Source organism: Streptomyces sp. CRN 30 (assembly GCF_034105845.1).
In genome coordinates this window covers 76,619-99,269 of the sequence record NZ_JAVRHI010000091.1, presented here as the reverse complement: position 1 = coordinate 99,269, position 22,651 = coordinate 76,619, and the positions used below count along the sequence as shown (strand labels likewise).

Here is a 22,651-nt window from a genome sequence, read left to right as displayed (position 1 = left end):
CGCGGACGGCACACCGGTGCCGTCCACCCGCGCCCTGGCGGACACGCTGGGTCTGTCGCAGTCCACCGTGGCCCGGATCTGGCGGGAACAGCGGGCACGACTGCCGGAAGCGCGGAGGCCGCACGGGTCGCGCGGGACGCGCGAATCCGAGGACGCGCGCGAGGTGCGGGCCCCGCGTGAGCGGCGTGACCGGCGGGCCCGTGAGGAGACCGGGCCGGAGGTCCGGTCCGCCGCGCGGATGCCGCGTCAGTTGCTCTCCGACCACGTCTACGCCCTGCTCCGCGACTCGATCGTCAGCGGCCGGCTCGAACCCGGCCGCCGCCTGGTGGAGTCGGAGATCGCCCGCCAGGTCGGTACCAGTCAGGCGCCGCCCCGCGAGGCGATCAAACGGCTGGCCTACGAGGGGCTGGTCGTCTCCCAGCCGCACCGCGGCACCTACGTGGCGCGGATCTCGACGCGCCAGGCGCGAGACGTCCGGGACATCCGCGTCATGTTCGAGGAGTACGCGGCCCGGCGCGCCGCCGAGCGCCTGGACGCCGAGCACGTCCGGCTGCTCACCGAGGACGTGTCACTGCTGCGCGAGGCCGCCGCCGAGGACGACATCGGCGCTTTTCGTGACGCGGACATGTCCTTTCACCGGCATGTGTGCGAAGCTGCCCGCAACGCCGCGCTGATCCGCCTGTGGCGCATGATCGAGTCCAGCCTGTGGGACCTTCACGTGCTGGGCGACCCGCGTTACGCGGGCGGCTGGGGCGCGATGGCCGAGCACCACGCGGACCTCCTGGACGTGCTGCGCTCCGGTGACCCCGAGGTCGCCGGGCCGATGTTCGCCGCCCATGCCGCGGGCGAGGCCGCCCGTTTCCTGCCCGACCGGTCCGCCCCGGAAGGCTGACCGGGCCGCAGCCCCTGACAGAGCCCGCCGCGCCACCGGCGGCACCGCGTGCGCGCCCGCCGCCGGTCCCACCACTTTCCGAGGGGTACACCCATGAGCGATCCCGCACGCAGACATGTCCTCCGCCTCGGCGCCCTGGCCGCCGCCGCGCTCCCCCTGGCCGGTGCCACGGACGCCGCCGCGACCGGCCGGGGGCGTCCGCGCTTCCCCGACCGCTGGTTCCCCGTCACCGACCACGGCGCCGTGGGCGACGGCACCACCGACTGCACGGCCGCCCTGCGCGCCGCCGTCCGGGCCTGCCACGCGGCCGGCGGCGGGCACGTCCTGGTGGAGCCGGGCCGCTGGGCCACCGGCCCGGTCCACCTGCTCAGCGGCGTGGACCTGCACGTCGCGAAGGGTGCGACGCTGCTGTTCGACACCGACCCGGCGGCGTACCTGCCGGTGGTGCGCACCCGGTGGCAGGGCATCGAGGTGTACAACTACTCGCCGCTGGTCTACGCCTACCGGCAGCACGACATCGCCGTGACCGGCGGCGGAGTCCTGGACGCGCGGAGCGACAACGCGCACTGGTGGCCGTGGAAGGGCTCCGGCCAGTACGGCTGGCAGACCGGCATGCCGCACGAGCGCGAGGACTGGGCGACCCTGGAGCAGTGGGGCGCGCGGGGCGGCCCGGTCGCCGACCGGGTCCTGGGCGCGGGCCACCACCTGCGCCCGAGCTTCGTCCAGCCCTACGCCTGCGCGAACGTGCTGATCGAGGGTGTCACCCTGCGCAACTCCCCGTTCTGGAACATCCACCCGGTGCTCAGCCGCGACATCACCGTCCGCGATGTGCGGGTCGAGTGCGAGGGGCCGAACAGCGACGGCTGCGACCCCGACTCCTGCGAGAACGTCACCATCGAGCGGGTCACCTTCGCCACGCACGACGACTGCGTCGCGATCAAGTCGGGGCGCGACGAGGACGGCCGCCGGGTCGGGGTGCCCTCCCGGCACATCCGCATCCGGGACTGCGTGTACCTGAGCGGCGGGGCGGCGGTGGCCATCGGCAGCGAGATGAGCGGCGGTGTCTCGGACGTGGTGGCCCGCGGGCTGCGCCTGCCCTACGACCCGGAGCTGGGCGAGGCGTCCGTCGCCTCGGTGCTGAACGTCAAGTCGACGCCGACGCGCGGCGGTTACGTGCGCGACGTCCGCGTGACCGACGTCGACGCGCCGGGCTGGACGTACGTGCCGTTCGAGGTCACCTTCCAGTACGCGGGCGGCACCGGCGGGACACTGCCGGCCGAGGTGTCCGGACTGACGGCGGCCCGCTGGTCGGTGCGCGGCCCGTGCGAGTACCCGGTGCGCGTCCGCGGGCCGGCCGAGGCGCCGGTGAGCGGTGTCCGCCTCGACCGGCTCACCTTCGACCGGGCGGCGCGGGACCCGCTGTTCCAGTCGGCGACGGACCTGTCCCTGCACCGGGTGACGGTCAACGGCGAGCCGCTGTGAGGCCGTTCACGCCTCTCTCCAACTCGTCACTTGTATGATACGTTACGACCGCTTGAGGGTGCCGCACCGCGTTTTCGCTGGTGGCAGCACGGCACCGTTCCCTTTGCACGGCGCGAACGAGCACTTCGAGGGGGAGCAGTTGAGAATCACCGGATACCGGTCCCTGCGGACGGTGCACCGGTGGGGCCGTCCCGTCGGGGACGCGAACGGCTTCATCGCGGGCGGTGTCACGGAGGTCCCGGTGGTACTGGTCGAGACCGACCGCGGTCTCACCGGAGTGGGGCTCGGCGCCCACGCCGACGCCCCGCGCGTCTTCCCCGCCCTCGACGGCCAGGACCCGCGGGCCGTCACCGCGCTCTACGACCGGATGCTGGCGCACACGTTCAAGAGCGGACACGGCGGCGCGACGTTCGGCACCATCGGCGCCTTCGACATGGCCCTGTGGGACCTGAAGGCGAAGATGGCCGACGAGCCGCTGTGGCGCACCCTCGGCGCGGCCGACCGCTTCGTGCCCGGTTACGCCTCCGGCCTCGACATCGCCCTGGGCGACGACGAGCTGGTGGCGCTGTACTCCGGCTGGGCCGAGCGCGGCTTCACCGGCGCCAAGCTCAAGGGCGGCCTCGACGCGGACCGCGACACCACGCGGCTGCTGGCGGTCGCCGACGTGCTCCGCGGCAACACCCGCTCCCCCGCCCTGATGCTGGACGTCAACGAGAGCTGGGGAAGACACCAGGCGGTGCGGCTGCTCAGCCGGATCGAGAGCCGGGTGGACATCACCTGGATCGAGGAACCGGTGCGCCGCTGGGACGTGGCCGGCAACCGGGCGGTGGGCCGGGCCGCCCGCGCCGCCGTCGCCTCCGGGGAGAACCTCACCGGGCTTGAACAGTTCCGTCCCCTGCTCGCCGCGGACGCCGTGCAGGTCGTCCAGACCGCCAGCGTCTGGGGCATCACCCACTTCCTGCGGGTGGCCACCCTCGCGCACGGCCGGGACCTGCCGGTCAGCCCGGTCGGCTACGAGGCCAACCCGCTCGCCCACGCCGCCGCGGCCACCCCGAACCACCTGGTCACCGAGGTGCAGGACACCGGGATGCCGGTGGGGGTCACCGTGGACCAGGTCGTCGCGGACGGCGGCATCGTGCTCGGTGACACCCCTGGTCTCGGCATCACGGTCGACGAGGCCGCCGTGGCGGAACTCGCGGCGGGCGCGGGCTGGTCCCACCCCGACGGCCCCCACGTACGGCCGCCGGCGGCGGGCCTGCGCCTCGTGCCCGAACCCGGCGGGAGCGGCGTGGAGGGGCTCGGACGGCTGGAGTCCGAGCAGGGTGAGCGCGCCGCGAAGGAGCGCACCCCGTGACCCGTCCCCGCCCGTACCCCGTGGCCCGTCCCCGTGCCGTCCTCGCCATGAACCCCCGGCGGCTGGCCCGTTCCCTCTTCGACGACGACGCCCTCGCCCGGCTGCGTCGCGCCGCCGACCTCGACACCGACCACGTCCTCACCGAACTGGACTCCCCCGCGTCCCGCGCGGCGCTGGCCGGCGCGGAGATCCTCGTCGCGGGCTGGAACGCCCCCGTCGTCCGGGCCGCGCACCTCCCGCACACCTCCCGGCTGCGGGCCGTGGTCTACGCGGGCGGTGTCGCAGCCACCTGTCTGGAGGACCCGGCGGTGTTCGCCGCCCGCGGGGTGGTCGCGGCCAACGCCCGCGCCGCCAACTCCGTCCCGGTGGCCGAGTACGCGCTGGCGATGATCCTGCTCGCGGGCAAGCGTGCCCTCACCGCCGGCCACCGCTACCGTGCGGGGCGCCGCCTGCCCGACCTCCTCACCGCGCCGCCGGGACACGGCAACTACCGGCAGACCGTCGGTGTCGTCGGTGCCTCCACCGTCGGCCGCGCGGTGCTCCGGCTTCTGCGCCCCTTCGATCTGGACGTCCTCCTCCACGACCCCACCCTCACCGCCGCGGAGGCGACCGCGCTCGGTGACCGTCCGGTGGCGCTGGACGTGCTGATGGCGGAGAGCCGGGTGGTCTCCCTGCACCAGCCGCTCACCCCGCGGACGAAGGGGCAGATCGACGCGGGACGGCTCGCCCTGATGCCGGACGGCGCCACGCTGGTGAACACCGCGCGGGGCGCCGTCGTCGACCGGGAGGCGCTCGTCGCCGAGTTGCGCACCGGCCGTATCGACGCCGTGCTCGACGTCACCGACCCCGAACCGCCTGCCGCCGGCAGCGAGCTGTGGACCCTGGACAACGTGGTGCTCACCCCGCACCTGGCCGGGTCGCTCGGCGGGGAGCTGCACCGCATCGGGGACGCCGTCGCCGACGAGGTGGAGCGCTACGCGGCCCGCCGCCCCTTCGCCCACCCGGAGGACCTCGCCGCCTCCGCCGCCGCGAGGGTCGGGTGAGGACGGTGCGTACCCGTACCCCCGCACGCGGTCCCGCGTTCACCGGACTCGGTCTCGGCACAGCCCAGTTGGGCAATCTCGGCGGCGTGGTCGACGACGCGGACGCCGCGGGTGCCCTGGACGCGGCCCGGGACAGCGGTGTCCGTTACTTCGACACGGCCCCGCACTACGGCCTCGGCCTCGCCGAGCGCCGGCCGGGCGCCGCCCTCGCCCGCCGTCCGCGCGCCGAGTACGTGGTCTCCACCGAGGTGGGCCGGCTGCTGATACACAGCCCGCGGACCGCGCACCGGCAGGACGACGGCGGGTTCGCGGTACCGGCGGCGTACCGCCGTGTCCTCGACTTCGGCCGGGACGGCATCCCGCGCTCCCTGGACGGCAGCCTGCGCCGGCTCGGCCTCGACCACGTCGACGTCGTCTACCTGCACGACCCGGACGCGCACTGGCGTCAGGCCGCCGGGACCGGCGTCGACACCCTCGTCGCACCGCGCGACCGGGGCGTGGTGAAGGCGGTGGGTGTCGGGATGAACCAGACGGCGATGCCGGCCGGGTCCGTCCGGCGGTGCGACGTCGACCTGGTCATGGTGGCCGGCCGGCACACCCTGCCGGACCACTCCGCCCGGGACGCGCTGCTCGCCCTCGCCCGGGAGCGCGGCGCGGGCGTCGTCGCCGCCGCGGTCCACAACTCCGGGCTGCCGGCGACCGACCGCCCGACGGCCGGTGCCACCTACGGCTACCGGCCGGCCTCCCGCGCCCTGACCGACCGGGCGGCGGCGATCGCCGCCGTCTGCGCCCGGCACGGCGTCACCCCGCCGGAGGCCGCCGTGGCCCACCCGCTGTGGGACCCGGCGGTCGTGTCGGTGGTGACCGGCGCCCGGGACACGGCGCAGTCCGCCGGCAGCGCGCGCCGCGTAACGGCCGACGTGCCCGACGCCCTCTGGGCGGAACCGGCCGGACTCGGGCTCGTTCCCGGCCTCGACCCCGTACATCGCACCACCGGGAGGCGGGCATGACCGTCATCGACGCACACCTGCACGTCTGGGATCCCGCGCGCGCCGCGTACGACTGGCTCGGGCCCGACTCCGCGCCCATCGACCGGGCCATGCGGTTCACCGACGTCCGTCCGCAGCTGCGCGCCGCCGGTGTCACCGCCGCCGTCCTCGTCCAGGCCGCCGACAACGACGCGGACACCGCGTACATGCGGGAGAACGCCGCCGCCCACCCGGAGATCGTCGGCGTCGTCGCCTGGGTCCCGCTGGACGACCCCGCGCGGGCCCGGACCCGGCTGGCGCAGCTCCGCGGCGATCCGCACGTCGTGGGCGTCCGGGCCCTCATCCACGACAACCCCGACCAGGAGTGGATCCTGCGCCCCGACGTCGCCCGGGGGCTCGACCTGCTCGCCGAGGAGCGGCTGGCCTTCGACTACGTCACCTCCTCGCCCGCGGCGCTGGCCCACGTGCCGGAGCTGGCGGAGCGCCACCCCGGGCTGCGCCTGGTCGTCGACCACCTGGGCAAACCACCGGTCGGCGGCGGCTCCGAGGACCGGGCCGGATGGCGGAAGCTGATCGCGGCCGCCGCCCGGCACCCGCAGGTCCACGCCAAGGTCTCCGGCCTGTACTCCGCCGCCGGCCCCCTCGCCTCGTGGACGACCGGGCAGATCAGGCCGTTCGTCGAGGACGCGCTGGAGCTGTTCGGACCCGGCCGGCTCATGTACGGCGGCGACTGGCCGGTCTCCGTGCTGGCCGGGGGCTACGCACGCGGCCGGGAGGCGTACGAGGAACTGCTCGCGCCGCTGTCGGCCGCCGACCGCGCCGCGGTCCTCGGGGGCACGGCCGCGGACTTCTACCGCATCGACGCCGCTCTGCTGGACGCCGCACGCGACACGGCCGGGTGAACCGCCGACGGAGGGAACACCATGGAACACCGCACGACCGCGCCGGACACGGCCGCGCTGGCCGGCTGGCTGCGCGGCTGGGTGACGGACGCGGGAGCAGTCAACGGCTTCCACAACCACAGCGTGTGGGGCACCAACCCCGCCACCTTCCTCGACTTCACCAGCGGACACACCACGTTCGCCGGTCCCGCCCTCGGTGCCTTCGCGAAGGCTCTGGCGGCCCGCCCCGACGAGCGGGGCCTGGACCTCCTGCGGCGCCTGCTGCGCTACCAGTCCACCGAGTTCCAGGCCGACGGACAGTACGCGCACATCGGCTTCCAGGTGGGCGAGTCGGCGACGCGGGGGCTCATCCACAACGCCGTCGGCAGCCTCGGCATGCTGCTCGCGCTGCGCCATGCCCGGCACCTGCTGCCCGCCGACGAGGTGACGGCCGTACTGGCGGCGGTGCGGCGCAACCTGGACGCCTGCGAGGTGTACGGGGGCGGCCGGCCCGGCCCGGACGGCACCTGCAACCAGGAGTACGCCCGGGTCTGGGTCAAGCAGCTCTACACCGAACTGGCCGACGACAAGACGTACGCGGACCAGATACCCGAGGATCTGGCCGAGCTGGTCCGGCTCTTCCACCACCGGGGTGTGCCCGACGCGGACAGCACCGGTACGTTCCGCACGGTGCGGGACCGTACCGAGGGCGGCATCCTCGAACCGGCCGAGTACTACGGCCTGATGATCGTCCCCCTGGTGCTCGGCCACCGCGCGTACGGCGCCCCCGGGCTGCTGGAGGAGGCCCGCCGCCTGTGCCGGCACGTGGCCCGCTCGGCGTGGACCGACGAGACCGGCGCCACCCGCTACCACCGCTACTGGTACGTCAAGGGCGAACGGACCCTGAAGAGCGACACCCCCATGCTGATCGCGGGCATGGGACTGACCCTGTACGGCATCCACGAGGTGCTGGCCGAGGGCCCGGACCCGGAGCTGGAGACCTTCACCGAGGCGTGCCTCGCCACCTACGCCCGCTACCAGACACCGGCGGGCTACTTCGCCTCCGCGAGCGGCTGGCACAACGAGGCGGACATCGCGCCCAGTACCGCCTGGCACGCGCACGACCTGCTGTTCCTCACCGCCCGGCTGGGCGCGGACGAGGACTTCTGGGACCGGGTGTTCGCCTCCAGCGGCCGGCAGTCGGTGCTGGTCAGCGACCGTGCCTTCTGGGCGGAGTCCGGCGTCCACTGGTGTGTGCGCAGCCCGCTGACCGCGGGTGACCTCTTCTACTACGGGCGCAAGGACCGGTCCGCCTTCGCCCGGGAGTTCTTCGCCTGGACGGACCGGGAGCCGCTGCCCGAGGAGCTGCGCTACCCGCGGGTGCCGGAGTTCTTCGTCGCCGACGACGGGATCTACCGCGTCGACCGCTCCGCCGCGCCCACCGACATCACGGCCGTCGGGCCCCTGCCCTACCGAGGGTTGCTGTGACGCCGTACCGACCGTGACCCACTGGTTTCCCCATCGAGGAAGTGAGAGCCGACAATGATGTCACCCCACTCGAAAGGCAGAGCGCGCGGTACCGCGCTCGCCGCCGTGGTTCCGCTGCTGCTCCTCGCGGCCTGCTCGTCGGGCACCGCCTCCTTTGACGGTGAGGACGGCGAGATACGGATGATGGTCAACCTCACCGACAACCTCGACCAGGCGTACTGGGAGAAGCTGGTCGCGCCGTTCGAGGAAGAGACCGGTCTGAAGGTGAGGATCGAGGGGCCGACCGGCAAGTCCGTCGCCGAGTCCTTCCCGCAGCAACTGGCCGCGGGGACCGCGCCGGAGGTCATCCAGTCGATCTTCCCGGACGAGGACACGGCACCCGAGCTGGTCGACCTCTCCGGGGAGTCCTGGGCGAAGGACACGCCGATGTTCGACGAGTACGCCATGGACGGCAAACACTACGCGGTCGGGGTCGGCACCCAGACGCAGTCGCTCGTCTACTACAACAGGACCGCCTTCGAGAAGGCCGGGATCAGCGAGCCGCCGGCCACCTGGGACGAACTCGACGACGCCCTGGCCGCGTTGAAGAAGGCCGGCTACACACCGATGCAGACCGCCGGTGACTTCCAGACCGGCCTCCAGCTCCAGCAGCTCTACCACCCGGCGCTCAACCAGCTGCGTCCCGAGTGGCAGACGGCCGTCTCCGAGGAGAAGGTCTCCGTCGGCGAGCTGTACGAGCCGGCCTTCGAGCGGTACGCCGACTGGATCGGCGAGGGCTACATCGCCAAGAGCGACGTCGGGCTCAGCCCCTCGCAGGCGGACGGCAACTTCATCGCGGGCAAGGTGGGCCTCTACACCAACGGCAGCTGGTTCGCCGCCACCCTGAACCAGGCGGAGGACCTCCCCTTCGAGGTGGGTGTCTTCTCCCCGCCCGCCGCCGACGGCAAGAGCTACCCGGGACCGCAGGGCGCGACCATGGCCAACCCGTACATGGTCCGCGCGGGCACGGGCGACGAGGACGGCGCCCGGCAGCTGGTGGAGTACCTGGTGACCGACGAGAAGGCGGTCGACGCGCAGCTCGGCTCGGACGGGGTGTTCCGCAAGGGCGCCGACCTGGAGCAGAGCGCCGTGGACGCGCAGATCCAGTCCGTCCTCGACGACGCCCCCGCGTTGGTCGCCGTGGGCGAGGGGCAGGGCGACATCCGGCTGCCGGTGACGGGCTTCAACCCGAAGTTCACCGAGGTCGCGCAGAGCCTGTACACCGGCGCCGGCCCGGCGGACGCGGCGAAGGCGATCGACCAATGGGTCGACGAGAACCGCTGACCCATGGCGCAGAGACTCACATCGACACCGCGCCCGGCACAGCGGCGGGTCCCGCGGCCCGACGTACGGCCCGTGCCACGCCCGGCGCCCCGCCGGCCCCGGCGGAACTGGCGGCACACGGGCACGAACCTCAGTATGGTCCTGCCCGCGGTGCTGATCTACGCCGCCCTGCTGGTCGTCCCGGTCGGCTACGCGTTCTACTACAGCCTCACCGAGTACAACGGGTTCCCCACCCGTGTCCCGGAGTTCGTCGGTCTGGACAACTACCGCACGGTGTTCGCCTCCGACGACATGACCGGCACCATGGTGGTGACCGGGGTGGTCGCGGTGGTGGGGGCCGTCGCCGTCAATCTCGCCGCGCTGGGCCTGGCCCTGCTGCTCCAGCGCACCAACCGGTTCACCACCTTCGGCCGGGTCGTGATGTTCTACCCGCACGTGCTGAGCGCGCTGGTGGTCGGCTTCCTGTGGCAGGCGATCCTCGGGCCGCAGGGCGTGGTCAACACCATGCTGGAGAAGGTGGGCACGGACAGTCTCCCCTTCCTCAGCGACCCGGACTGGGCCCTGTGGTCGATGATCTTCGTCATCGTCTGGTCGCTCTTCGGCGTGCAGCTGATCCTGTACCTGGCGGGTCTTCAGGCGGTTCCGGCGGAGCTGCTGGAGGCGGCGCGGATCGACGGCGCGGGCCGGTGGCAGACGTTCCGTGCCGTCACCTGGCCGTCGCTGGCGTCGACGGTGACGGTCGCCGTCATCACCTCGGGCATCTCCCTGCTGAAGACGTACGACGTCGTCGTCTCCCTCACCGGCGGCGGTCCCGCCGGCTCCACCAAGACCCTCGCCTACTCGATCCTCGCCGTGTCCTTCCCCCAGCGGGACATCGGCGTGGCCTCGGCCCAGGCCGTCCTGCTGATCCTGGCCGGCGCGGTGCCGGCCCTCACGGTCCTCCTCCTGCGCAGACGCGCCGAGGACGATGCGGAGTCCATCGGATGAAGAAGACCCTCACCTCCGCCGCCACCGTCCGGGTGGCGTTCGTCTCCCTCGTCTCCGTCGGCATGCTCGTGCCGATGTACCTGCTGGTGGTCAACACCTTCAAGAGCCAGCAGGAGATCCTCGCCGACCCCTTCACGCTCGACCTCGGCACGGCGACCGTCCAGCACCTCGCGGACGCCTGGAACAACCCCGACTTCAGCATCGTGAAGGGGTACGGCGTCACCGCCGCGCTGGTGCTGTGCGTGAACGCCCTGGCCATGGGCGTGTGCGCGCCCGCGGCCTATGTGCTGGCCCGCACCCCGAAGCTCCTCTCCCGGCTGCTGCTGTTCTTCTTCGTGGCGGGGATGTTCATCCCGACGCAGGTGATCCTGGTGCCGGTCATCTTCGTGCTGCGCTCGATCGGACTGATGGGCACACTGCCGGGGCTGATCCTGTTCATGACGGCCACGACGATCCCGTTCACGCTGTTCGTGTTCTTCGGGTACGTGCGGGTGCTGCCCAGGTCACTGGACGAGGCGGCGGCCATCGACGGCGCCGGCCGGTACTACACGCTGTGGCGGATCGTCCTGCCCCTGATGCGGCCGGTCATCGCCACGGTGTTCATCCTGAACTCGCTCAGCGTGTGGAACGACTTCGCCAGCCCGCAGATGATCCTCGGCCCCGGCAGCGGCATCTACACGGTCACCACCGGCGTGTACGCGGCCGTCGGCCAGTACTCCACCGACTACACCAAGGTGTTCCCGACACTGCTGCTCGCGGTGATCCCGATCCTGGCCGTCTTCGTCGTGATGCAGCGCCATGTCATGAGCGGCCTGGCGGCCGGAGCCGTCAAGGGGTGACCACCCACAAGGAGTGAGACGCCATGTCCGCAGGTCCCGCGCGGCCCCGCCGGGCCACATCACCAACTACTCGGTCTTCCTGCGCGACCACATCCTGTTCGCCTACTACGAGTACACCGGCGACGACCACGCGGCCGACATGGCCGTTTCGCCGCCGACCCGGACACCCAGCGCTGGTGGACCCTCACCGACCCCTGTCAGCAGCCGCTGGACTCGGCGGCGCCCGGGGAGCGCTGGGTGGACGGTGAAGAGGTCTTCCACCTGGACTGAACCGCTCGCTCGACGAGGGACAGGCCTGAGACGAGAGGCACGTATGAAGAGAACCGGTGGACGGCCGGCCCGGTCGGTGATCACCGCCCTCGCCCTGGTGCTGACGGCGGGTGCCGCCGCCCCGGCGGCCCACTCCGCGGCGGCCGGGCACCGGGGGCCGACGGTCTGGGTCTCGGCGGCGGACGGCGACGACGCGGGCGACGGCAGCCGCGGGGACCCCTTCCGGACGATCACCGCCGCGCGGGACGCGCTGGCCGGGCGCACCTCGGCCGGGGCCCGCGGCACGGTGTACCTGCGGGGCGGCACCTACGTCCTCGACGACACGGTCCGGCTCACGGGCCCTGAGCACTCCTGGGTCACCTACGCCCCGTACCGGGACGAGAAGGTGCCGGTCACCGGGTCGCACGAGCTGCCGGCCGACGGCTGGCAGCGGCTCACCGACCTGCCGGCGCAGACCCTCGCCGAGCCCCGGTACTCCTCCCACACCCGGCTGGACACGCCCGCGCTGCGCGAGGGCGTGTGGGTCTTCGACCTCGGCGCGCACGGTATCGACCCGGGCACGCTGTACAAGAACGGCTTCAACTGGGTGCAGGACCCCTTCGCACCCGAACTCGCCGTCGGCGGCACCACCCAGACGCTCGCCGAGTACCCGAACGGCACGGGGTGCGCGACCACCGGGACCGACTGCCACCTGTGGGGCACCGGGGCCAAGTGGAAGGCCGACGGACCGCGCGACCTGATGAACGTGGACCTCGACGCCCGCTTCGGCCCGGAGTCCGACTGGAACACCTCCGGTACGACACCGAGGGCGCAGTTCGAGGACAAGAAGCAGCTCCTCGCCGACCCGGAGCAGCGCGACACCTGGTCGCCGGAGGAGATGCGGCGCATGACCCCGTCGGTCTTCACCGTCGGCGGCCGGGCCGCCGACGGCGACCGCTACCGGCGCTGGGCCCCCGAGGCCGAGCCCGTCGTGGACGATCTCGGCACCCGCGGGTTCGGGAAGTACGCCGACGTCCCCGTGCAGCTCGACCCGCGCTGGATCGAGGACATCGACAACACGACGACGGAGACCGAGGGCTGGCTCTCGGGGTACCTCGGCAACAACTACGCCAACGACATGGTGCGCATCCTGTCGTGGAGCGGGGACCGGCTGTACACGAAGTACCCGTCCATGTACGTCCCGCAGGACGCGTGGACCAAGGTGAAGGTGCTCAACGTCCTGTCGGAGCTGGACACCGCCGGTGAGTACTACATCGACCGGTACCGGGACAACGACGTGCTCTACTACCGGCCCGACGGCGGCACGATGGAGGGGAGGTCCGCCACCCTCCAGACGTTCGACAAGAACTTCTTCCTGCTCGACGGGGTCCGGGGGGTGACCCTGCGGGGTCTGGCCATGACCGGGTCGCTGGTCAGCGGGGTGCAACTGCTGGACGCCGTCGGGACGCTCGTCGACGGGGTCGACATCTCCAACGTGAGCATGGACGCGGTGCGGATCGGCCGGACCACCGACACCATCACCAGCATGCCCGACCACGAGACCGTGCAGGGGGGCCACGACAACGTCGTGCGCGGCTCCTTCCTGCACGACCTCGGCGGTGGCGGGGTGCTGCTGGGCGGCGGCGACCGCGCCACCCTGGAGCGGGGGAACAACACCGCCCACCACAACGAGATCACCCGCTTCTCGAAACTCGCGACGTACACACCGGCCGGCTACCTCAACGGCGTCGGCAACACCTTCGCGTACAACTACGTCCACGACGCGCCGCACATGGCCGTGCAGATCATGGGCAACGACATGCGGGTCAACCACAACCGGTTCTCCGACGTGGTGAAGAACGCCGGTGACATGGGCGCCGTGTACGCGGGCCGGGACTTCACGTACCTCGGCAACGAGGTCGCCTACAACCACTTCGAGGGGATCGGCGGCAGCAACGACGCGCTCTACCTGGACGACGGCGCCTCCGGGTTCCGGTTCCACCACAACGTCGTGGAGGACGCCCACTCCGGGGTCAACCTCAACTCCGGCCACAGCAACAGCGCCGACGACAACGTGTACCTCGGGGTGACCCGGGCCGGGCACGGCGGCATCTACCACCAGAAGGGCGAGACCCGGCTCCCGATCGACAACAGCTGGGTGCTGCTGAGCCGCTTCGACTCCTTCCTGGACGTCCGCGAGGGCGAGAAGTACGGCGCGACGCCCGAGACCGTCGCCGCCTGGCACCGGCACTACACGGACGGCCGGCACCGGTACTCCGACGGGAGACCGGTCACCTACCCGGAGATCACCGAGTGGTACGTGCCGCGGGCCGCCGCGACCGGCCGGGACTGCACCGCCGCCGACTACTCCACCACCGGCACCGGCGGCTGCTCCCGCGCCACCGTGTGGGACGACCCCGACTCGGTGTGGGTGCCCTCCCGGATCGGGGTGGACCACTCCGTGGTGATCGGCGGGGGCACCGGTTTCACCGGGTCGTCCGCCACCTTCGCGCAGCCGACGTCGGTGTACGACGTGACCCGGTGGAGCGGCACGGCGGGCACGCACACGCTCACCGCCGCGACGGCGACGGAGGCCGGCTTCGACCCCGGCACACTGTCGTTCTCCTCGAAGGGCGGCGCGGCCCGGGAGTTCGGGTCCGCGTGGGTGCGGGAGTGGAACCGCCTGGTCACCGCGGAGGGCATCGGGCGGCCCGGACACACCGGCGGATGAACGGACCGGTGACCGGCCGGTCCCGCGCCCCGCGGCGGGGTGCGGGCCGGCCGGTGGCCTCAGGCGTCGCCCGCGTCGGCGGGGCGGCGGCGGGCCCAGGACGAGGTGATGTGCTCCCGCATCGCGTCGGCGGCGGCGTCGGCGTCCCGGGCCAGCAGCGCGGCCGCGACCCGGGCGTGCGCCCGGTGCGTCAGCTCGATGTCCTCACGGGTCGGGTCGCCGTTGTACTGCGGCGACCGCAGCGCCTTGCCCTGGATGTTGGAGACGATGGCCCGTCCGAACGCGTCCTGCGAGGCCCGGTGGATCAGCTCGTGGAACTCTATGTCGGCGCGGGCGTAGGCGGTGGCGTCGTCCCGCAGCGCGGCCAGTTCCTCCAGCTTCGCCGCGAGGGCCGCCGCCTGGGCGTCGTCGATGCGGCCGGCCGCGCGGGCGGCCATGGCGCACTCCAGGGTGGTCCTGATCTCGATGAGGTTGTCCAGGAAGACCAGGCGGTCCTCGCGCTGGAACAGCGCGTCGAGGACCAGCGGGTCGAGCAGGCTCCACTGGTCCTGGTCGAGGACCACCGTCCCCCAGCCCTGCCGGGTGGCGACGAGTCCCTTCTCGGCGAGTGTCGTGGTGGCCTCGCGGATCACGGTCCGGCTCACCTCGTACCGGTCGCACAGGACACCGGCCGACGGCAGCGCCGTTCCCGGGGGGTGCTCCCCCAGCACGATGGCGGTCGCGAGGCTCTGCACGACCGCTTCGGCGAGCGGCGGCCGGCGCCGGAGCGGACGGGACACTGCGGTGGTGTCCGCGGATGGATTGCTCATCTGGTCAGGGACTCCCAAGGTGTGTGCTGGTCCGGTGGGCCCACGCTGTCCGAAGACCCAAGGTTAGCGGACCGTGCTAAGGTCATCACTCGTATTACAAGTTATAACCCAGTCGCCCGGTTGCCCAGGAGGAGCCCGATGCGCATCACCGGTTACCGGTCCCTTGCCACGGTGCACGAGTGGGGGCGGCCGGTGGGTGATGTCAACGGGGTGGTCGCCGGCGGAGTCACCGAGGTCCCGCTCGTCCTGCTGGAGACCGACGAGGGCCTCACCGGCGTCGGCCTCGGCGCCCACACCGAGGCACACCGCGTCTACCCCGCCCTCGACGGCCAGGACCCCCGGGCCGTCACCTCGCTCTACGACCGGATGCTCGCCCACGTCTTCAAGTCCGGGCACGCGGGCCGGACGTTCGGCGCGGTCGGCGCGTTCGACATGGCGCTGTGGGACCTCAAGGCGAAGATCGCCGGGGAGCCGCTGTGGCGGACCCTGGGCGCCGCCGACCGCTTCGTGCCCGGCTACGCCTCCGGGCTGGAGTACGCGCTCACCGACGACGAACTGGTCGCCTTCTACGGGCAGTGGGCCGAGCGCGGCTTCTCGGGCGCCAAGGTCAAGGGCGGCCTCGACATCGACCACGACGTGCGCCGGCTGCTCGCCGTCCGCGACGTGCTGCGCCCCAACAGCGCGCGCCCGGCGCTGATGTACGACGTGAACGAGGCGTGGGGACGGCACCAGGCGGTGCGCCTCACGCGGCGGGTGGAGAGCCGGGCGGAGCTGACCTGGATCGAGGAGCCGGTCCGGCGCTGGGACGTGGCGGGCCACCGCGCCGTGGTGACCGGCGCCCGCGCCGCCGTGGCCACCGGGGAGAACCTGACGGGTCTTGAGCAGTACCGGGCGCTCCTCGACGCGGACGCGGTGGAGGTCGTGCAGACCGGCAGCGTCTGGGGGATCACCCACTTCCTGCGCGTCTCGACGCTCGCGTTCGGCCACGGACTGCCGGTGAGTCCCGTCGGGTACAACGCCAACCCGGTCGCGCACGCGGCGGCCGCCGTGCCGAACCACCTCGTCACCGAGATCCAGGACCTGCGCGCCCCGGTCGGCCTCCGCGTCGACCAGGAGATCTGCGACGGCGGGATCGTTCTCGGCGACACCCCGGGCCTCGGCATCGAGGTCGACGAGGAGTCGATCGCCACGCACGCCGCCGCCGGCCAGTGGTCCGGCGCCGCCGGACCGCACGTCCGCCCGGCCGACGCCGGTCTGCGGCTCGTCCCCTGAAGAGGCCGACGACCCGGCCGGTCCCTTACGTCCCCGACAGCACACGAAGGAGCGCGACGTGAGCACACGCAAGGCCCTGGTGGTGCGCGGCGGCTGGGAAGGCCACGACCCGGTCGGCTGCACCGAGCTGTTCCTGCCGGACCTTGAGGACGCCGGGTTCGACGTCACGGTCCGCGAGGACCTCGCGGTCTACGAGGAGGCGGACCTGCTCGCCGCCACCGACCTCGTCGTCCACTCGTGGTCGGCCGGTGAGCTGACCGCCGCTCAGGAGGCGGGGCTGGTGTCGGCCGTGGAGGCGGGCACCGGGTTCGCCGGGTGGCACGGCGGTGTCGTCGCGACCAACGTGGCCAACGCCCGCTACCTGCGGATGGTGGGCGGACGGTTCCTGTGGCACCCGGAGGGGTTCCAGGAGTTCACGGTGCGGATCGCCGCCGCTCCGGACCGGGACGGGGAGATCACCCAGGGCATCGCGGACTACGGCGTCGTCACCGAGCACTACTGGGTGCTGACCGACGCCCTCAACACCGTCCTGGCGACGTCCGTGCTGGCCTGTGACGGCGACCAGTGGGAGGAGCCGGTGGAGTTCCCCGTGGTGTGGACGCGCCGCTGGGGCGCCGGGCGGGTCTTCGTGTGCACGCTCGGCCACCGCGTCGCCGACCTGCGGGTGCCGCAGACCGCCACGATCGTGCGGCGGGGTCTGCGGTGGGCGGCGCGGTGAGCCGGCGGGTCAGGTGCTCTCCCGGGCCACGATCCGGTGGCCGACGTCCCGGTGCGGGGTGTCGACCGGGGTGCCGCGCATACGGGCCAGGAGCAGTTCGGCGCCCAGCTCGCCGATGAGCGCGCTCGGCACCGCCACCGTGGTCAGCGCGGGCACCAGGTGCCGGGCGAACTCGAAGTCGCCGAACCCGGCGAGCGCGAGGGTGCCGGGGACGTCGATGCCCCGGCGCACGCAGGCCAGCAGGGCGCCGGCGGCGAAGACGTCGCTGGAGAACATCACGGCGTCGGAGTCCGGGTACCGCTCCAGCGCGAGGTCGAGGAGGGCGACCCCGGTGTCCATGGTGACCGGTTCGGGACCCGCGTCGACGGTGCGCGGCTCGGCGCCCAGCAGGTCGCGGACGGCGGTGGTGTAGCCGTCGAGGCGTTCGGCGGCCCGGGGGTCGCCGGAGGTGTGCCGGCCGGCGAAGGTGATCCGGCGCCGGCCGCGTCCGGCGAGGTGGGCGACCATCGCGCCGGCCGCCGCCGCGTTGGAGAAGCCGACCAGCAGGTCCACCGGGTCCGGCGACCAGCCCCAGGTCTCCACGACCGGCACCCCGGCCGCGCCGAGCAGCGCGAGGGTGCCCGGGGTGTGCCGGGTGCCGACCACGAGGAGTCCGTCGGGCCGCCGGCCGAGGAAGCTGCGCAGGACCTCCTCCTCGTGCTCGGGCCGGTAGTCGGTGGTGCCGACGAAGATCTGGTAGCCGTGGGCGGACAGGGCCGTGGAGAAGGAGTGCACGGTGTCCGCGAAGACCGACGCGTTGATCTGCGGGACGAGCGCGGCGACGGTGCGGCTGCGGTTGGAGGCCAGGTTGCTGGCGGCGAGGTTGGGCACGTACCCGGTCGCCGTGATCGCCGCCTCGACCCGGGCGCGGGTCTCGTCGGGCACCGCGGCGGGGTCGCGGACGACGCGGGAGACGGTCTGGGCCGACACCCCGGCGGCCGCCGCCACGTCGGAGAGGGTCACCGAGCGGGTCGCGGAGCGTTTGCGCGGGCGGCGGGGCGGCGGGGTCACACCGGGAACGATATCGGCCGCTCCCCCACCGGCCGCCACGGCCGTCTTCCCACCGCCCTCCACGGCCGTCTCCCGGCCGTCCGCCGCGGCCGTCCCGGCGCCGTCCCTCACAGCGCTCCCCTGGCCGACAGGGACCGCATCAGGTCGGCGAGCCCGAACTCCCACGGCGCGCACTCCTCGCTGGGCCGGACCCGGTTGACGAGGGAGCCGAGCCGCGGGGTGGTGATGGTGACGAGGTCCCCGTCGTGGTGGGTGAAGCCCTGTCCGGGCGCGTCGCGGTCCTCGACGGGCGCGAACATGGTGCCGAGGTAGAGCACCGCGCCGTCGGGATACCGGTGGTGGTCCCCGATGAGCTGGGCGACGAGGTCCAGCGGGTCGCGGCTGATGGCGGCCATCGAGGACTCGGCGCGCAGCCGGTGTCCGTCGGTGCCCTCGACGGTGAGGGTGACCACCGCCCGCCGTACGTCGTCGAGGCCGAAGCCGTCGTCGAAGAGGCGCAGGAAGGGGCCGAGGGCGGCGGAGGCGTTGTTGTCCTTGGCCTGGGGCAGCAGCAGCGCCGAACGGCCCTCCACGTCACGGAGGTTGACGTCGTTGCCGAGGGTCGCGCCGACGACGGTGCCCGTCGACGAGACCGCCAGCACCACCTCGGGTTCGGGGTTGTTCCAGCGGGAGGCGGAGTGCACCCCGGCGTCGGTCGCGGTGCCGACGGCGGAGAGCACCGGGGCCTTGGTGAAGATCTCGGCGTCGGGTCCGAGGCCGACCTCCAGGTACTGGCTCCACGCCCCCTGGGCGACGAGGATCTCCTTGAGGGCGGCGGCCTCGGGCGAGCCGGGCCGCAGGGCGGCGACGTCGTCCCCGACGAGGTCGCCGATGCGGGCGCGGGCCTCGGCCGCGCCGGAGGCGTCGCCGCGGACGCGTTCCTCGATGACCCGTTCCAGCATCGACACCACGAAGGTCACCCCGGCGGCCTTGACGGTCTGGAGGTCCACCGGGGCCAGCAGCCAGGGCAGTTCCGGGTCCCGTTTCCCGGGCGGGGTGTTGGCGAGGAGCGCGTCGAGTCCGGCGATCCGCTCGCCGCGGGCCGCGCGCAGCAGCTTCGCCGGGTCGGGTGTCTCGCACAGGTCGCGTACGGTCGCGAAGGCGCCGGTGACGTCGTACACGCCGGTGTCGCGGACGGCGACGACGGAGGGGCCGAGGCCGGGGCGCCAGACCCGGCCGACGAGCGCGCCCGCGGTGCCGTCGGCGGGCAGGGTGGTAGTGGCGTCGGGCCACTGGCTCATGGTGGTGGTCCTCTCAGCGCTTGCGGAAGACGGGGGTGCGCTTCTCGGCGAAGGCGCGGCGGCCCTCGGCGGCGTCCTCGGTGGCGAAGCAGACGGTCTGCAGGTCGCGTTCGTAGGCGAGGGCCTGGTCCTCGGGGAGGTTGCCCGCTCCACGCAGGTTGATCTTGGCGGTCTCGGCGGCGACGGGGGCCCGGGAGGCGATGACGGCGGCGAGGGCGCGGGCCCGGTCGAGCAGTTCGGCGCCGGGTACGACCTCGCTCACCAGGTGCCACTTCAGGGCCCGCTCGGCGTCGATCCGGTCGCCGGTGAGCAGCATCAGGGCGGCGTTGCCCGGTCCGGCGGCGCGGCTGAGGAACGCGGCCATGCCACCGCCCCCGATCCAGCCGAGGGTGATCTCGGGGGCGCCGAAGGACGCGGTGTCGGCGGCGAGGCGGATGTCGCAGGACAGGGCGGTCTCCAGGCCGCCGCCGAGGGCGTAGCCGTTGACGGCGGCGAGGGTGGGGGTGCGGGCGGCGCGCAGGGCGTCGCAGTAGTCGACGCGGTTGCGGAACTCCCACGGGGTGGCGTAGCGGTCGAGTTCCCGGATGTCGGAGCCGACGCTGAAGGAGCGGTCGCCGGCGCCGGTGACGACGACGGCGCGGACGTCGTCGGTGCCGTCGCACCACTGGATCGCGCGGACCAGGGCGGCGGACATCTCGGGGGTGACGGCGTTGAGTTTGCCGGGCCGGTCCAGGGTGAGGGTCGCCACGCGGTCGGCGACGTCGAGCCGGACGTGCGGGGTTCCCAGGTCGGGCGGGGTGGCGGTGCCGGTCATGCGCGCTGCTCCTTCGGTGTGCGGCTCGCCCGGTACAGGGCGCGCATCCGGTCGAGGGCCGGCCGGTGTCCGGTGTCCCCGGCGAGTGCCTCCCGTACGACGGCGGAGGCCGCGCTCTGGAAGGGGATGTAGCCGGCGTGCCGGGGGCGGACCCAGGCCCGTTCGCAGGTGGTGCGGGTGCGCCGGTAGAAGTCGGCGGCGACGGTCTCGGGGTCGGTCCAGGCGGCGCGCGCGCTGGGCTGGCCGTGGTGCCGGGGCAGGAACTCCCGTTGCGCGGCGGGGGACATCAGCCAGCGCACGTGGTCGAGGAGGGCGGCGGAGGGGGTGCGGCGGGTGCTGATGGCGAGTCCGGTGCCGCCGAGGGTGGAGCCCGGCCGTCCGCCCGGTGCGAGGGCGGGGGCGTCGGTGAAGGTGAGCAGTCCGGCGTAGGTGACGTAGCCGTAGACCAGCGGGCAGTGGGCGAGGCGGTCGGTGCCGGTCATGAGTTCCAGCAGGCCGATGGGGTTGAGGGAGCGGGTCCGCGGCGGGGCGAGGGCGTCGAGGTCGGCCATCCGGTCGAGGACCGCCAGCCCCGTGGCGTCGCTGATCAGCCGGTCGGGGTCGGTGCCGGGTTCCTCGCCCGCCGCGACCGCGAGGGAGGCGAAGGTGAGGAACGCGTGCGGCCCGGCGAGAGAGAGCGCCACCGGGACGCGGCGGGCGAGGCGGTGGACCTCGTCCCAGGTGGCGGGGGTCTCGCCGCCGGTGAGGTCGGTGCGGGTGGCGGCGACCTGGGTGGCCGCGTCCAGCGGGAGCGCCCACTGGCGGCCGGCCAGCTCGTAGGAGCACATGGTGGGCCCGATGGAGTCGGTGCGCCAGCGGACGAGTTCGGCGGGGGTGAACAGGTCGTCGAGCGGGGTCAGGCAGCCGGCCCGGACGGCCTCGCCGAGGTGCGGGTGGTCCAGGACGATCAGGTCGTAGCGGGCGCACAGCTCGTCGACGGGGTGGGACTCGAAGCCTTCGAGGGGCTGGACGTCCCAGTGGATCAGGTCGCCGGCCGAGGCGGCGAGGGCGTCGTGGCCGCGGGGGTGGTCCCAGGTGAGTCCGGTGTAGGTCACGAGGTCTCCGTCACGGTGCCGGCGGCGAACAGCTCCTCGATCTCCCGCTCGTCCAGGCCGGCCTCGGCGAGCACCTCACGGGTGTGTTCGCCGGTGAGCGGGGCGCCGCGGTCGATGCGCGGCGGGGTCGCGGAGAACTTGTAGGGGAAGCCGGGGACGGTCACCCGGCCCTCGGTGGGGTGGTCGTAGGTGACGAAGGTGCCGTTGTGCCGGATCTGGGGGTCGTCGACGAGGTCGGCGTAGCCGTAGACCGGTCCGGCCCACACACCGGCGGCGGCGAAGGCGTCCAGCCAGTGCCGGGCGGGCCGCTCCCGCAGGCGGGCCTGGGTGCGGGCGAAGATCTCGTCGCGGTGGGTCCAGCCGTGTTCCTCGTCCTCCATGGCGAGGAAGGTGTCCTCGCCGAGGATCTCGCCGAGGGTCTTCAGGGGCGGGAAGGCGAGGACGATGTAGTCGTCGGCGGTCTCGAAGGCGCCGTAGGGCGAGCGGATGTAGACGTGCGCGTGGGGCTGCGCGGAGCGGTGCTGCGGGAGGCCGCCCACGGTGTGCACGGAGAGTTCCTGCATCTGGAGGGTGGTGACGGCGTCCAGCATGTTCACCGTGACGAGCTGTCCCTCGCCGGTGCGTTCGCGGTGCAGGAGGGCGGCGAGGACGCCCTCGAAGGCCGTGGCGGCGGTGACGGCGTCCACCAGGTACTGGCCGGCGGCGCGCGGTGGCTCGCCGGCCCGGCCCGCGGAGAGCATCGCGCCGGACATCGCCTGGAGCAGCAGGTCCTGGCCGGGACGCTGGGCGTAGGGGCCGTCCTCGCCGTAGCCGGAGACGGAGACGTAGACGAGGGCGGGGTTGAGCGCGGCGAGGGAGGCGTAGTCGACGCCGAGGCGGTCGGCGACGCCGGGGCGGTAGTTCTGCAGGAAGACGTCGGCGCCGGTCACCAGGCGGCGCAGCACCTCCTTGCCGGCCGGGGACTTGAGGTCGACGGCGAGGGAGCGCTTGTTGCGGTTGAGCGACAGGAAGGAGACGTTGACGCGGTTGCCGCCGGCGCCGCCGGCCGCGGCGTGGCGCTGCCACTCCCCCGTGACCGGTTCGACCTTGACCACGTCGGCGCCGAGGTCGCCGAGGCGCTGGGCGGCGAAGGGGCCGGCCATGGCGATGGAGCAGTCGAGGACCCGGTAGCCGGAGAGTATGCCGGGCTTGTCACGCGTGGTCATGGGACTCCTGACGTTCGGTCATGGGGACTCGCTGACGTCCGTACCCTGTTGTTAGCGCTACCGATAGCGCTAACATTCACGCTACGCAGGCACCTCTCACGGTGTCAACGGCCCCAACAGCCCATCGCAGTCGCCCACTTGGCGCCCGGTC

General features: G+C 73.2%; 19 protein-coding genes and 1 pseudogene. 14 read left to right on the top strand and 6 right to left on the bottom strand.

The annotated features are described in order from the left end of the window. The 12 genes and pseudogenes from UW392_RS08905 to UW392_RS08850 all read left to right on the top strand — a co-directional run. Positions 1-892, top strand: an 892-nt coding sequence (locus UW392_RS08905; protein WP_320774346.1) for a GntR family transcriptional regulator, incomplete at its 5' end; no start/stop codon positions are given. 93 nt (positions 893-985) lie between these two features. Next, positions 986-2,374 carry a glycoside hydrolase family 28 protein gene (locus tag UW392_RS08900; RefSeq protein WP_320774345.1) on the top strand — a complete coding sequence of 463 codons (1,389 nt, stop codon included), beginning with the start codon at positions 986-988 and terminating at the stop codon, positions 2,372-2,374. A 139-nt stretch (positions 2,375-2,513) separates the two neighbouring features. After that, complete coding sequence (locus tag UW392_RS08895; RefSeq protein ID WP_320774344.1) at positions 2,514-3,728, top strand: enolase C-terminal domain-like protein; 1,215 nt, start codon at positions 2,514-2,516, stop codon at positions 3,726-3,728. A 20-nt stretch (positions 3,729-3,748) separates the two neighbouring features. Then, positions 3,749-4,771 (top strand): hydroxyacid dehydrogenase, encoded by a 1,023-nt coding sequence (locus UW392_RS08890; protein ID WP_320774348.1) that lies wholly within the window; start codon positions 3,749-3,751, stop codon positions 4,769-4,771. 5 nt (positions 4,772-4,776) lie between these two features. Continuing rightward, positions 4,777-5,781: an aldo/keto reductase gene (locus UW392_RS08885; RefSeq protein WP_320774343.1), complete on the top strand. Its 1,005-nt coding sequence runs from the start codon at positions 4,777-4,779 to the stop codon at positions 5,779-5,781. Then, positions 5,778-6,662, top strand: coding sequence for an amidohydrolase family protein (locus UW392_RS08880; RefSeq protein ID WP_320774342.1), 885 nt, complete (start codon positions 5,778-5,780; stop codon positions 6,660-6,662). Before UW392_RS08885 ends, UW392_RS08880 begins: the two co-directional genes overlap by 4 nt. Positions 6,663-6,683: 21 nt before the next feature. After that, positions 6,684-8,129 carry a hypothetical protein gene (locus tag UW392_RS08875; RefSeq protein WP_320774341.1) on the top strand — a complete coding sequence of 482 codons (1,446 nt, stop codon included), beginning with the start codon at positions 6,684-6,686 and terminating at the stop codon, positions 8,127-8,129. A 54-nt stretch (positions 8,130-8,183) separates the two neighbouring features. After that, positions 8,184-9,452 carry an ABC transporter substrate-binding protein gene (locus UW392_RS08870; protein WP_320774340.1) on the top strand — a complete coding sequence of 423 codons (1,269 nt, stop codon included), beginning with the start codon at positions 8,184-8,186 and terminating at the stop codon, positions 9,450-9,452. A gap of 135 nt (positions 9,453-9,587) precedes the next feature. Continuing rightward, a complete protein-coding gene (locus UW392_RS08865; protein ID WP_320774339.1) occupies positions 9,588-10,439 on the top strand; it encodes a sugar ABC transporter permease in 852 nt (283 codons plus the stop codon). Continuing rightward, on the top strand, positions 10,436-11,278 hold the full coding sequence (locus UW392_RS08860; RefSeq protein WP_320774338.1) for a carbohydrate ABC transporter permease: 843 nt from the start codon (positions 10,436-10,438) through the stop codon (positions 11,276-11,278). Before UW392_RS08865 ends, UW392_RS08860 begins: the two co-directional genes overlap by 4 nt. A 201-nt stretch (positions 11,279-11,479) precedes the next feature. Continuing rightward, positions 11,480-11,548 (top strand): annotated as a pseudogene (locus UW392_RS66930) (L-rhamnose mutarotase); the annotation flags it as partial. A gap of 43 nt (positions 11,549-11,591) precedes the next feature. Beyond that, positions 11,592-14,258 carry a right-handed parallel beta-helix repeat-containing protein gene (locus tag UW392_RS08850; RefSeq protein ID WP_320774337.1) on the top strand — a complete coding sequence of 889 codons (2,667 nt, stop codon included), beginning with the start codon at positions 11,592-11,594 and terminating at the stop codon, positions 14,256-14,258. 59 nt (positions 14,259-14,317) lie between these two features. Here UW392_RS08850 and UW392_RS08845 read toward each other — a convergent pair whose 3' ends face one another. Beyond that, on the bottom strand, positions 14,318-15,067 hold the full coding sequence (locus UW392_RS08845) for a FadR/GntR family transcriptional regulator (RefSeq protein WP_320774336.1): 750 nt from the start codon (positions 15,065-15,067) through the stop codon (positions 14,318-14,320). 138 nt (positions 15,068-15,205) lie between these two features. On the opposite strand from UW392_RS08845, the gene UW392_RS08840 reads away from it, so the two are divergent. Both UW392_RS08840 and UW392_RS08835 read left to right on the top strand, forming a co-directional pair. Beyond that, positions 15,206-16,339 carry a mandelate racemase/muconate lactonizing enzyme family protein gene (locus UW392_RS08840; RefSeq protein ID WP_320774335.1) on the top strand — a complete coding sequence of 378 codons (1,134 nt, stop codon included), beginning with the start codon at positions 15,206-15,208 and terminating at the stop codon, positions 16,337-16,339. A gap of 58 nt (positions 16,340-16,397) precedes the next feature. Then, positions 16,398-17,057: a ThuA domain-containing protein gene (locus UW392_RS08835; RefSeq protein ID WP_320774334.1), complete on the top strand. Its 660-nt coding sequence runs from the start codon at positions 16,398-16,400 to the stop codon at positions 17,055-17,057. Positions 17,058-17,066: 9 nt separating this feature from the next. On the opposite strand, the gene UW392_RS08830 is transcribed toward UW392_RS08835, so the two are convergent. The 5 genes from UW392_RS08830 to UW392_RS08810 form a co-directional block, all read right to left on the bottom strand. Beyond that, on the bottom strand, positions 17,067-18,107 hold the full coding sequence (locus UW392_RS08830) for a LacI family DNA-binding transcriptional regulator (protein WP_320774333.1): 1,041 nt from the start codon (positions 18,105-18,107) through the stop codon (positions 17,067-17,069). Positions 18,108-18,214: 107 nt separating this feature from the next. After that, positions 18,215-19,387 carry a fumarylacetoacetate hydrolase family protein gene (locus UW392_RS08825; RefSeq protein WP_320774332.1) on the bottom strand — a complete coding sequence of 391 codons (1,173 nt, stop codon included), beginning with the start codon at positions 19,385-19,387 and terminating at the stop codon, positions 18,215-18,217. 13 nt (positions 19,388-19,400) lie between these two features. Further along, positions 19,401-20,201, bottom strand: a complete 801-nt coding sequence (locus tag UW392_RS08820) for an enoyl-CoA hydratase/isomerase family protein (RefSeq protein WP_320774331.1) — start codon at positions 20,199-20,201, stop codon at positions 19,401-19,403. Continuing rightward, a complete protein-coding gene (locus UW392_RS08815) occupies positions 20,198-21,295 on the bottom strand; it encodes an extracellular solute-binding protein (protein WP_320774330.1) in 1,098 nt (365 codons plus the stop codon). The genes UW392_RS08820 and UW392_RS08815 overlap by 4 nt, the downstream gene beginning before the upstream one ends. Beyond that, positions 21,292-22,500, bottom strand: coding sequence for a CoA transferase (locus UW392_RS08810; RefSeq protein ID WP_320774329.1), 1,209 nt, complete (start codon positions 22,498-22,500; stop codon positions 21,292-21,294). Before UW392_RS08810 ends, UW392_RS08815 begins: the two co-directional genes overlap by 4 nt. Positions 22,501-22,651 lie beyond the last annotated feature (151 nt).

Bases quoted from the DNA above. Each gene is read 5' to 3' on its own strand.
- UW392_RS08900 (WP_320774345.1), top strand. From the start codon at position 986: ATGAGCGATCCCGCACGCAGACATGTCCTCCGCCTCGGCGCCCTGGCC.
- UW392_RS08880 (WP_320774342.1), top strand. From the start codon at position 5,778: ATGACCGTCATCGACGCACACCTGCACGTCTGGGATCCCGCGCGCGCC.
- UW392_RS08875 (WP_320774341.1), top strand. From the start codon at position 6,684: ATGGAACACCGCACGACCGCGCCGGACACGGCCGCGCTGGCCGGCTGG.
- UW392_RS08870 (WP_320774340.1), top strand. From the start codon at position 8,184: ATGATGTCACCCCACTCGAAAGGCAGAGCGCGCGGTACCGCGCTCGCC.
- UW392_RS08865 (WP_320774339.1), top strand. From the start codon at position 9,588: ATGGTCCTGCCCGCGGTGCTGATCTACGCCGCCCTGCTGGTCGTCCCG.
- UW392_RS08860 (WP_320774338.1), top strand. From the start codon at position 10,436: ATGAAGAAGACCCTCACCTCCGCCGCCACCGTCCGGGTGGCGTTCGTC.
- UW392_RS08850 (WP_320774337.1), top strand. From the start codon at position 11,592: ATGAAGAGAACCGGTGGACGGCCGGCCCGGTCGGTGATCACCGCCCTC.
- UW392_RS08845 (WP_320774336.1), bottom strand. From the start codon at position 15,067: ATGAGCAATCCATCCGCGGACACCACCGCAGTGTCCCGTCCGCTCCGG.
- UW392_RS08840 (WP_320774335.1), top strand. From the start codon at position 15,206: ATGCGCATCACCGGTTACCGGTCCCTTGCCACGGTGCACGAGTGGGGG.
- UW392_RS08825 (WP_320774332.1), bottom strand. From the start codon at position 19,387: ATGAGCCAGTGGCCCGACGCCACTACCACCCTGCCCGCCGACGGCACC.
- UW392_RS08820 (WP_320774331.1), bottom strand. From the start codon at position 20,201: ATGACCGGCACCGCCACCCCGCCCGACCTGGGAACCCCGCACGTCCGG.
- UW392_RS08810 (WP_320774329.1), bottom strand. From the start codon at position 22,500: ATGACCACGCGTGACAAGCCCGGCATACTCTCCGGCTACCGGGTCCTC.